We start from the raw sequence: 10,595 nt of genomic DNA on the forward strand, positions 1-10,595 counted from the left end.
GTCACCGATGCGATGCTCTGCGAGAACGGGCCGGTGACCTCGCCGGTCGACCTGACGCTGGTGGCCGAACACCGGCGTGGGCACGGCGCGTTGTACGACGCGCTGAACTGTGGCCGGATCGATGTGGACGGGCTGCGGCGGGCGCTGGCGGTGCTGCCGCAGCCCAAGGCCGCCGACAACCGGCTCGTCCTCGCGGTCGACGCCACGTCGCCCGGGCGCAGTTCGGCGCTTCTGGCGTCCTGGTCCACGTGGGCGTGGCCGCTGCGCTGCAGGCCGACGTACACGTAGTCGGCGCTGTCCCGGGCGATCAGCCGCGGCGTGCGGTCGACGCGGCCGCGGTCGGAGTCGACGGTGGTCGCCTGGAGCGGACCGAGTCGGTCGGTGCTGATCGTCCCGCTGAAGGGCTCGTCCTTGGGGAGGGTGATCCGCAGCGGGACGAAGGTGCGGAAGACCTCTTCCTGCCAGTGCTCCAGGCGCTCGCTGCCGGGCATCGACCGCACCGAGAACACCACGCTCATGCCCACCTCACCAGGCTTCACGACGCAAGCAATGACAAGCGACAACCAGCACCAAGACGTCCGGAGACACCAACGCCCTGGCAAGGAGTATCGGGTTTCACGAAGTGCGGACGCGGACGCGGACGTTCCGGGCCGGTCGCCCGAGGCGAGTGCACGATGCGCAAAGCACCTGTGCGCGCTGGGCAAAGGCGGCCGCCGCCCGGCTTCCTACAGTGCGATGCGCCACAGCCCAACGAGCGGGCCCCGATCCGGGAGAGTCGCGCATGTCGTCGTACATCGCATCGCAAGGGCTCGTTGTGGAGCCGGTGGTCCAGGCGTTCGCCCAATCCGCGTCCCTCTTCGAACGGGACGTGCTCGGCGGCCGCAGGGCCGTCGAGCGGGCGCAGTCCGGCCGAGTCGCCCTGCCGGACTTGGCGGACACCGTCCTGGCCGAACCCGACTGGCCCGCGCTCACCGCCGCCCTTGCCAAGACACAGGCACAGGCACAGGCCCAGGCACAGGCCCAGGAACTGGACAGCGCCAGCTCCATTGGCGATGTCCTCGGACAACGCCTGCGCCTCATCTCCGACTCGCTCCCCGCGTCAATGCCGGTCGTCGTGTTTGCGTGCGACGGTCAGGCCATCGGCGATGGGGAGCAGGACGGATTCGACGCGTTCGTCTGCGCGTACGAGATCGTTGAAGGCACGGATGGCGGCGGCGTTGCCCGTGGCCGCGGGGCTGGCGGCGTGGCCGCCGTACAGGACGTTGTCGGCCAGCAGCAGACCGCCGGGGCGGACGCGGGGGACGAGTTGCTCCCAGTAGTCCGGGTAGCCGGGCTTGTCGGCGTCAAGGAAGACCAGGTCGAGCACGGGATCTGTGGGAAGCTCTCGGAGGGTCTCCGCTGCGGGGCCCAGCCTCAGGTCGACGCGTTCCTCAACTCCGGCCGCCTGCCATGCCTCGCGGGCGATGGTGGTCCACTCCCGCGAGACGTCACAGGTCACGATGCGTCCGTCCGTGGGCAGGCCGCGGGCGAAGGCGAGGGTGGAGTACCCGGTGAAGGTGCCGATCTCGACGATGCGCCGCGCTCCGATCAGTCTGGTGAGGAGAGTGAGGAACACGGCTTGTTCGTGCGGGATCTGCATCTCGGCCGGACCGCCCAGCGCCTGGGTGCGTTCGATCAGCTTCTGCTGGACGGGGTCCGGGGATTCGGCCTGGGCCAGTAGGTAGCGGTAGATGGCGGACGTCATCACAACGTTCTTGAAGTCGTCGTGCGTCACAGCGGCACCGGGCTTTCCTGTCGGGTGACTGTCGTGGCGAGTTCCTGGAGCAGGCTCACGACCGGGCCTTCGCCCAGCGGGAGCGGCGGCGCGTCCGCGTCGTCTAGGCCGTGTACGGCGATGTCGCGCAGCATCTGGCCTGCCCTGCACAGGAGTTGGGTGTTGAAGCCGTCCTGGCAGACCGGGCGGCGTTCGACACGGAAGAAGGTGTCGTAGCGGGTCCGTTCCGCTGACGTCGGCCCCAGGCCCGGTCGGCGTCCGGCCTGCCTCAGCAGGGACGCGCCTCCGGGGACGAGCCGTGCGGCCATGGCCCGGTGTACCTGGTGCCCGGCGGTCACCGCCTCGAGCAGCGGGGCGATGCGCTGGGCGGGATGACGGGCCCGTACCCGGTGCAGCAGACCGGGGAGGGGGGCGTAGTCGGCAGCCCACTCGCCGCTGAACGCCGGGGCGCAGGCCCTCATGTCCGTGCGTACGGTCGCCGCGTATCGGTCCGCCGAGCAGCTGCCGGTGTAGACGAAGAGTGCCGAGCAGATGTCCTGGAGCAGCGCCGCCTGGGCCACTGCGGCCGGGTTCGGGGCGTCGGACGTCGCGAGTGGCATCAGCGCTTCCGACGTCAGCCGCCACACCATGAAGGCCGCTTGATGGCCGACGGTCCATCGGTAGCGGGCGCGCGCGTCGGGATCGTACGGAGCGACCGTGCCTGTGTGTCCGGATTCTTGTGCGAGAAGCCGGGTGTGCCCGGGTTCTCGCTTCGGGTTCAGGTCTGCGAGGGCACATGCCGCGCCGCCGCCGATGCCGCAGCCGATGCCCGCCTCGGGCAGGTACAGGGAGCTCACCTGCACAACCCCGTCCGGCGGCTCGGCGTGACCGCACCCACACGTACTCATACGGGCAGTTCCTGTGGCAGGCCGTCGAGCAGGTCGGCCGCCGCGCGCACGTCGGCGTCGAGTGGCCGGTCCGGGTCGACAGCCGGGACGGTGGCGCAGAGGTGGTCGAGGAGGTCGACGCAGGCCGGTGCGGTGGGACGGCGAGCGCCGACATGGGCGGCCTGGCGCAGGGCGACGGCGAGTGAGCCATGCAGCAGTCGCAGCGACTCGGCCTGGTCCAGGGCGCCCAGTGCGGCTTGAGTGCCGAAGGGGACGACGTCCTGGTTGTGGCCGTTGGTGGGCAGGCTCTGGATGGAGGCCGGGGTCGCGGTGCGCCGCATCTGGGCGAGGATCGCGGTGGCGGCCAGTTGCACGCCCTGCACGGCGTGCTGTCGACCCGGTTCGGGGGCGAGCATGGGCGGCAGCCCGCCGTTGCGGTGCGGGTCGATCAGCAGGTCGAGTTGGCGCTCGGCGAGGTTGCCGGTCTGCACGGCGGCCAGCGTGAGCAGGTCGGCGGCGAAGGCGACGGGTTGGCCGAAGAAGTTGCCGCCGTGGGCGATCTCGTCCAGCTCGGGGAAGCACAGCGGGTTGTCGCTGACGCCGCGCAGGTCATGGCCGATGACCTCCTCGGCGTGCCGCAGGCTCGATCCGACGGCGCCGAGCAACTGCGGGGTGCAGCGGATGCTGTACGGCTCCTGGAGCGGGCGCCGTCCGGTCGGCACAATGCCGGCCAGCAGCCCACGCAGCGCGGCGCCCGCGCGTACGGCGTCGGGGTGACCGAAGGCGTCGAGCAGGGGCGACGCGGCGAAACCGGGGGTGCTGCCCAGCAGATCGGCGAGGAGGGCGGTGAGCCGGAGTGCTGTCGTGTGCGCACGCCGCAGCCGGGCCAGTGCGAGGGCCGCGGCGGCCGAGGTCAGGGAGGTTCCGTTGACGAGGGCCAGGGCGTCGCGTCCATCGAGGACCAGCGGCCGCAAACCGGCTCGGTCCAGCGCCGCGGCGGCGGGCATCGGTGTCGTGCCGAAGTAGGCGCGCCCGCGGCCACGCAGCGCCTGGACGGCGTGGGCCAGTGGGATCAGGTCGCCGCTGGCCCCGACCGATCCGAGGCGGGGTACGGCGGGGGTGAAGCCGGTGCGCAGGGCCGCAGCGAGGGCGTCGAGAACCTCCGGCGTGACGGCGGAGTGTCCGCGGGTGAGTGAGGCCAGCCGTACCAGCAACGTCGCGCGCACCACGGGTACCGGCAGGTCCGCGCCCTGTCCGCAGCCCAGATGGGCGAGCGCGTTGTCGCACTGCTCGGCGGCATCTGTTCGGCCGCCGTATCCGACCAGCGGACCGAAGCCGGTGCTGGCACCGTAGACCACCGCGCCGGAGGCGAGCCGACCGGTGAGGAAGACCTGGCAGGCCGCGGCCCGGGCCCTGGCCTCGGGGCTGATGCGGATGTCCAGCGGACTCACGGCCCGCTCAAGCTGGTCGGGGGTGAGCGGTGCGGGGAGGGTCAGGGTGGGGCTGGCAGGCGGGGAGCTACTCAGAAGCATGTGAGTGACGACCCATCAGGTTGTCGGAGAGGGCTGGCGTAGTGGTGCTCAGGTCGTAGTGGTGATCAGGTCGCAGTGGTGAACAGCGCGACGGCGTTCTGGCCGCCGAAGCCGAAGGAGTTGCTGAGGGCGGCCCGGATGCGGGCGGAGCGGGGAGACTTGCGTACGACATCCAGATCGATGTCCGGATCGAGCGCGTCGAGGTTGGCGGTGGGCGGGATGATCTGGTGCTGGAGGGTGAGCACGGTCGCCGCCGCCTCGATGCCGCCCGCCGCGCCCAGAGCGTGACCGAGGACGCTCTTGTTCGCGGTAACAGCCGGGGGTGTGCCGAAAACAGCTCGCAGGGCACGGAATTCGGCGGCGTCGTTGAGCGGGGTCGAGGTTCCGTGCGCGTTGACGTGGTCGATGTCGGCGGCGGTCAGCGCGGCGTCGCGCAGGGCCGTCTGCATCGCGTCGGTGGCGCCCCGGCCTTCGGGGTGCGGAGCCGCGATGTCGTGGGCGTCGCTGGAGGAACCGAAGCCGGCCAGTACGGCGCGGGTCCGGGCACCGCGCGCGTCCGCGTGCGCGGCACGTTCGAGGACGAGGATCCCGGCGCCTTCGCCGAGGACGAAGCCGTCCCGGTCCCGGTCGAAGGGCCGGGAGGCTCCGGCGGGGTCGTGCGTACGCCTGGACAGCGCACGCATCTGCTGGAAGCAGGCGACTACCGCGGGCAGGGCGCCGGATTCCGCGCCGCCGGTCACGACGATGTCGCAGGAGCCGCCACGCAGCAGGTCCTGGGCGATGCCCAGGGCTGTCGTCCCGGAGGCGCAGGCGGTGGCCACGGACAGGCTCGGTCCCCGGGCACCGAGGTTGAGCGCGACCTCGGCCGGGACCGTGCTGGGGACGCTGCGGACGATGGCGAGCGGTGACAACCGGTTCGGGCGGTTCGAGTTGAACCGCCCGAACTCCTGCGGATACCGCTCCAGGCTGTTGCTTCCGACGCCGAGAACGACGGCCACCCGCGCCGGGTCCCAGTCGTCGGTGTCGAGCCCGGCATCGGCGACCGCCTCCCGCGCGCCGACGAGGGCGAGCCGAGTGAAGCGGTCCAGGCGCCAGGAGAGCGCACGGCCGAGCAGCCGGCCCGCGTCGAAGCCGGGAACCCGACAGGTGAAGTCGGTGTCCAGATGGACGAGTTCGGGATCCGTGGCCGCTGTGGGCCGACCGTCCAGCAGCCCCTGCCAGGTCGCATCGACCCCGATACCGGCGGGAGTGACCAGGCCGATACCGGTGACGGCGATGTCGTCGTGCCTCACCGCCCGGATTCCCCTGCCGCCGAAAGAGCCTGGTTACCCGCCTTCAAAGGAGCCCGGTCATCCGCCGTCGACAAGGGCCGGTCGCCGGACCGCGCGGCCGCCGGAGCGAGGGCATCGCCGAGCGCGGCGGCCGCCTCGGCGATGGAGGAGCCGTGGGTGACCCCTTCCAGCAGGATGCCGGTGCGCTCCTCCACGATGACGCTCAGTTCGAGGAGGGCCAGCGAGTCGATCCCGAGCTCTCTGAAGGTGGTCTCGGGGCTCAGTTCCTCACGGGACTGCCCAAGCTCTTCGACGAGGATGCCGACGATGTCGTCGTACGTTGCGCACATGGTGAACTCCGTTACACGGTGGTCGATCGGCGGGAGGACACGGCTGCCTCGAAGGCGGCGGTCAGATACCGGGCGTCCAGGGGGAGCGGGTCCGGGACGGCTCCGCCGAGTGCCTCCCGCAGCCTGCTGCGGTCATAGCGGCGGAGTACGGACGTATGGGCGTGGATGCCACCTATCACACCGACAAGCCGCTGCCCGGCCGGCCCGAGCGGGCCGGCCTTCGGGTCGAGCCGTACATCCAGCCAGGGGCAGATGCCACGCATGACGCCCAGGCAGTCGCTCACCGGCGTGTCGTCCGGGTGGGTGAGGTGGAACGACTCTACGAGCGCGGCCGGTTCGCGGAACGCGAGACACACCGCGACCTGGGCCGCGTACTCGATCTGGAGGAGATTCACTACGGCGTCCTCGCGGCCGGGGATCCGCAGCGTGAAGGGGCTGCCGGGCGGTGTCCCCGGGAGCAGCCGGGAGGGATCACGGCGGGCCAGCACGCTGAGCCGGGCGCCCGCCTCGGCCAGCGGATGCCGCGGCGCCCCCACGGGCAGCGGACGGTCGGTCAGGAGCACACCCGGCCGCAGCACCGTGACCGGGTGGCGGTGCTCGTGCGCCCACGCGCGGGCCACCTGCTCGGCGGCGTACTTGGACGCCTCGTACGGGGTGAGAAAGCCGTGCCGGTCGTCGAGTTCGTCCTCGCGTACGGTGCCGCGCAGGCGTCCGCCGGCCACGTAGGCCGTGCTGATGAGGACGATCCGGGGGCGGCGGCCCGGGGCGGCCGCGGCCAGGTCGAGGACGTGCCGGGTGCCCTCGACGTTCACCCGTGCCAGACGGTTCTCGGGCGCGACGAGGTCGACGTCGGCGGCGCTGTGCCAGATGGCGTCTGCTTGTCCGGCCAGTTCGCGGTGCCGTTCGGGGGTGAGGCCGAGCAGCGGTTCGGCGATGTCGGCACGCTCCAGCCGCACCCTGGCGCGCAGGTCGTCGGGCCAGGGCTCGCCGGTGGCGCGGAGGGCACTCTCCAGCCGCCGCCACCCGGCCTCGCCGTCCTGCCGCACGAGTGCCGTGACCTGCCCGGGGCGTCGCAGGAGGTGGGCGAGCAGATGGGACCCCAGGAATCCGGTGGCGCCGGTCAGCACGGTCAGCACGGGTGGGCGTCCTCGAGTTCGGAGAGCGCCGCGAGCCACAGCTCGGGCAGGACGGCCGGATCCGGGTCGGTACGGTCTGAGATGAAGAACACGCCGGCATCGGGGCCGTAGCTCGACAGACCCACCACCAGTGCGTGGTCGAGGAGGAGGGCGGGCAGTCCGATGGAGGCGGTCACCGGGTCGGCGCCGAAGGACAGCCCGTCCGGAATACGGACATTGGTGACCGTCAGCGCTGTACGCCGGGGACCGAAGAAGTACCGGATCAGCGCGGCGCCGGTACGCGGCAGGACCCGTAGTCCGGCCCGCGTGGCCATGCGTCGCTCGGGGGTCACCCGGGCGCTGCAGACCACGGACTCCAGGCGGCGGCGGGGATCGGGCTCCGCGCAGGGCAGGGGGACGCGCAGCATCGCCATGTGATTGCCGAGTGTGGCGGGCTCGTGCCCGGCGGGGCGGGTGTCCAACGGCACGAAGGCATGCAGGGGCCGTCGCCGGGAACGCTTCCCCGCGCTCCAGTCGGCGGGGCTCCAGGTGCGCAGGGCTCCGGCGGTGGCGGCGAGATAGACCTGGTTGAGGGTGGCTCCGGCAACCTTGCCGAGACTGCGGAGCCGTTCCACTTCGACGTGGGTGTGATGGAGCGTGCGGTGCGCGCCGGGCGGGCGCAGACCCGGGGTCCAGCGGGCGGTGTGGCGCACGGCGGCGGGAATGTCGACGGCGAGCATCGTTGCCAACTCCATGAGTTTCAAGGGTGGTTCTGCCTCGGTCGGCACGGTCAGCGGCAGTCGGCGGTCGAGGCCCGGGCCGAACAGCGCACCAACCGCGGTGGCGCCACCCATGCCGTCCTGCAGGGCGTGATGGACCCGGTAGCACAGCGCGTACGCGTCCGGTGCCCAGCCGTGGACCAGCCAGAGTCCCCAGTCCGGGGCCCCCTCGGGGAAGGGAAGCCGGAGCAGTGCTTCCACCATCCGTCCGATGGGGTCCGGGCCCGGCGCCACCCGCAGTTCATGGACATGGCCGCGAGGGTCAGGGGCAGTGGCGGCCTCCCACACAAGGCGACCGTGCCGTTCAGCGATGCGGTACGCCCACGCCGGAACGCGGAGCGCGGTGGCGGCCACATGGTCGCGGACCCGTTCCAGGGGCGGCGTGGCGCCGCGGAACAGGAGCAGATAGCCCTGGTACTCGGCCTGGTTCCGAGCCCTTCGCGCGGCCCGATACAGAAACCGGTCCACGGGCGAGGGGGCAGGAGATTCTGAAAGCAGCGGATCCAGGGACGACGGCCCCAAAGGCATGGGGATCCCTCTCTCAAGTCGGCCGGCACAACAGCGAACGATCAAAGACTCTACACTAAGTAACTAACTCATTACTTTTAGCTACTATCGAGACTGTCCGTCGGCGCCGGAACGGGTGAGATCCAGGTGGGTTCGCACAGCACGCAGGGCAAAGTGGGCTCGCAGAGGGCGCCTGGCCCACGGGGAGAACCGGGGCCCGAGGGCACACGGGGAGGGGGAGGGCCACAAGGCCCGTCCGGCGCGCCGGAGAGTCGGCAATCACCCTCCCCTTGGCGGGTGTTGTGCGTCGCCGCTCTGCTCGCGGCGGTCTGCGCGCTGCTCGCCGGGGGCTCCTTCGACCGGCTGGGGCAGGGCGGCTACACCCCGGGAAACACCGAGGCCGAGCGCGCCGACCGGGCACTCGCCCGCCAATTCGCCGTGTCTGTTGGCGACTTGGTCCTCCTGGCCCGTACCGACAGCCCGGCGGACGATCCCGGTACACGCACGGCCGGAGCGGCCTTCACCCGACGGGTCGCCGGCCTGGAGGGCGTACGCCGAGCCGCGTCGTACTGGACCACGGGCGACCCGGCACTGCGGTCGCGCGATGGCCAATCGTCCCTCGTCGTCGCCGAGTTGCGGGGCAGCGAGTCCGACCGCGTCCGGACAGCGGCCCGCATCGTGCCGCGGCTCACGGGTGGCCAAGGGCCGTTCGAGGTGTCGGCCACGGGCCCGGCCTGGGGGAGGCACGAAGCCGTTCAGCAGAGCCGGACCGACCTGGTACGCGCCGAACTGATCGTGGCTCCACTGGTGTTGCTGGTTCTCGCGACTGCCTATGGCTCGCTCGTTGCCACGATCGTACCGATGGCCATCGGGCTGCTGTCGGTCGCTGGAGGACTCACCGCGCTGCGGCTGCTCAGCGAGTTCATGGAGGTCTCGGCGTTCGCCGCCAATATCACTACGGCACTGGGCTTCGGGCTGGCCGTCGACTACGGGCTGTTCCTCGTGGCGCGGTACCGCGAAAGCATCGCCGCTGGGCTGTCCGAGCGGCAAGCGGTCGCCGAGGCCCGCCGCAGCGCGGGCCGCACCGTGCTCTTCTCCGCCCTCACCGTCGCACTCGCCCTCGGTGCTCTGCTGCTTCTGCCGATGCCTTTCCTGAAGTCCCTGGCATGCGCGGGGATCGCTGTGGTGACGCTCTCTGCGGTGGCCGCGCTGGGCGTGGTGCCCGCCCTCCTCACCGTGCTGGGCCCGCACCTGGACCGCGGTGACCTGTGGCGGGCGATCCGGCGCCGGGCCGGTGAATCCTCCGCCGAGAGCCCCGGGTGGCGGCGCGTGGGGCTGGCCGTGGCCCGTCGGCCCGTACTCTTCGGCGGTGGGTGCTGCCTGCTGCTGGCTGTGCTGGCGCTGCCCTTCGGCCATGCCAGGTTCGGCCTCGTGGACGAGCGGAGCCTGCCGATGTCGGCCTCCTCCCACGCGACGGCCGACAGCATCCTCGCCGACTTCGTGTCCTCGCCCGGGCGGGTCCTGAAACTCGTACTGACCCCACCCGCCCACAGCGAGCGGCCGGCCGACGCCGCGGTGACCCGCTATGCGCGACAGCTCTCCGGACTCCCCGGCGTCACCGACGTACGCTCGTCGGCGGGCACGTACCGCGACGGGCGGCGCATCGCTTCCCCGACCCCGGCATCGGCCGCGTATCACGGACGGAACGCGACCCTGCTGACCCTCACCGCACTCCAGGGGCCCGGCAGCCCGGCCGCGGAGCGCCTCGTCGCCGACGTCCGCGCACTTCCCGCGCCGGGGTCCGTGCTGGTGGGCGGTCCCGCCGCCCTCTCGGCGGACACCACGGAAGCGATGGCACACGCCCTCCCCCGAGCCGGGCTCGCCATGCTGATCAGCACATTCGTGCTGCTTCTGCTCTTCACGAGATCGCTGCTGCTGCCGGTGAAGGCCCTTCTGGTCGGGCTGTTGAGCCTGACCGCGAGCCTCGGCGCCATCGTGCTGGTCTTCCAGGACCACCACGCGACCTGGCTGGTCGGCGGCTTCACACCGACCGGCACGCTGGAGACCAGCATCCCCCCGCTGATGTTCTGCATTGCCTTCGGGCTCTCCATCGACTACGAGCTCTTCCTGCTCTCCCGGGTCAGGGAGCACTACACCGCCCACGGGGACAACCGCGCTGCCGTTGTCTTCGGCATCGCCCGTACCGGACGACTGGTCAGTGCCTCCGCTCTGGTCGTGGCCATCAGCATGGGCGCACTGCTGCTGTCCGGCATCACCTCCCTCAAGATCCTCGGCTTCGGCCTGGCCGTCGCCGTCCTGGTGGACGCCACACTGGTCCGGGGCGTCCTGGTGCCCGCCGCGATGTGCCTGGCGGGCCGCGCCAACTGGTGGCTGCCCGGGA

At 71.6% G+C, this 10,595-nt stretch carries 8 protein-coding genes and 2 pseudogenes; 2 read left to right on the forward strand and 8 right to left on the reverse strand.

Annotated features, from left to right (window positions below; translation table 11 throughout):
* Positions 1-210: pseudogene (locus G6048_RS43075) on the forward strand (transposase); the annotation flags it as partial.
* Between the two features lie 50 nt (positions 211-260).
* Here the strand turns inward: G6048_RS43075 and G6048_RS50535 are convergent.
* The 8 genes and pseudogenes from G6048_RS50535 to G6048_RS43110 form a co-directional block, all read right to left on the reverse strand.
* Positions 261-518 (reverse strand): annotated as a pseudogene (locus G6048_RS50535) (helix-turn-helix domain-containing protein); the annotation flags it as partial.
* Between the two features lie 581 nt (positions 519-1,099).
* A complete protein-coding gene (locus G6048_RS43080) occupies positions 1,100-1,744 on the reverse strand; it encodes an O-methyltransferase (RefSeq protein WP_165345071.1) in 645 nt (214 codons plus the stop codon).
* Positions 1,745-1,770: 26 nt separating this feature from the next.
* Positions 1,771-2,661 carry a hypothetical protein gene (locus G6048_RS43085; RefSeq protein ID WP_165345064.1) on the reverse strand — a complete coding sequence of 297 codons (891 nt, stop codon included), beginning with the start codon at positions 2,659-2,661 and terminating at the stop codon, positions 1,771-1,773.
* Positions 2,658-4,172 carry an HAL/PAL/TAL family ammonia-lyase gene (locus G6048_RS43090; protein ID WP_165345065.1) on the reverse strand — a complete coding sequence of 505 codons (1,515 nt, stop codon included), beginning with the start codon at positions 4,170-4,172 and terminating at the stop codon, positions 2,658-2,660. The genes G6048_RS43085 and G6048_RS43090 overlap by 4 nt, the downstream gene beginning before the upstream one ends.
* Positions 4,173-4,237: 65 nt before the next feature.
* Positions 4,238-5,464, reverse strand: coding sequence for a beta-ketoacyl-[acyl-carrier-protein] synthase family protein (locus G6048_RS43095; protein WP_165345066.1), 1,227 nt, complete (start codon positions 5,462-5,464; stop codon positions 4,238-4,240).
* On the reverse strand, positions 5,461-5,793 hold the full coding sequence (locus G6048_RS43100) for an acyl carrier protein (RefSeq protein ID WP_165345067.1): 333 nt from the start codon (positions 5,791-5,793) through the stop codon (positions 5,461-5,463). The genes G6048_RS43095 and G6048_RS43100 overlap by 4 nt, the downstream gene beginning before the upstream one ends.
* Before the next feature lie 11 nt (positions 5,794-5,804).
* Entirely contained in the window at positions 5,805-6,929 is a 1,125-nt protein-coding gene (locus G6048_RS43105; RefSeq protein ID WP_165345068.1) for an SDR family oxidoreductase, read from the reverse strand.
* Positions 6,923-8,155: a wax ester/triacylglycerol synthase domain-containing protein gene (locus G6048_RS43110; RefSeq protein ID WP_165345069.1), complete on the reverse strand. Its 1,233-nt coding sequence runs from the start codon at positions 8,153-8,155 to the stop codon at positions 6,923-6,925. Before G6048_RS43110 ends, G6048_RS43105 begins: the two co-directional genes overlap by 7 nt.
* Positions 8,156-8,491: 336 nt before the next feature.
* Between G6048_RS43110 and G6048_RS43115 the strand changes: the two genes are divergently transcribed.
* The coding region (locus G6048_RS43115) for an MMPL family transporter (protein WP_165345070.1) at positions 8,492-10,595 on the forward strand (2,104 nt) is incomplete at its 3' end.

The organism is Streptomyces ureilyticus (genome assembly GCF_011045025.1).
GTDB classification, from domain to species: Bacteria; Actinomycetota; Actinomycetes; order Streptomycetales; family Streptomycetaceae; genus Streptomyces; species Streptomyces ureilyticus.

Coding starts and splice junctions, on each gene's coding strand:
- G6048_RS43080 (WP_165345071.1), bottom strand. CDS start 1,744: ATGACGTCCGCCATCTACCGCTACCTACTGGCCCAGGCCGAATCCCCG.
- G6048_RS43085 (WP_165345064.1), bottom strand. CDS start 2,661: ATGAGTACGTGTGGGTGCGGTCACGCCGAGCCGCCGGACGGGGTTGTG.
- G6048_RS43090 (WP_165345065.1), bottom strand. CDS start 4,172: ATGCTTCTGAGTAGCTCCCCGCCTGCCAGCCCCACCCTGACCCTCCCC.
- G6048_RS43100 (WP_165345067.1), bottom strand. CDS start 5,793: ATGTGCGCAACGTACGACGACATCGTCGGCATCCTCGTCGAAGAGCTT.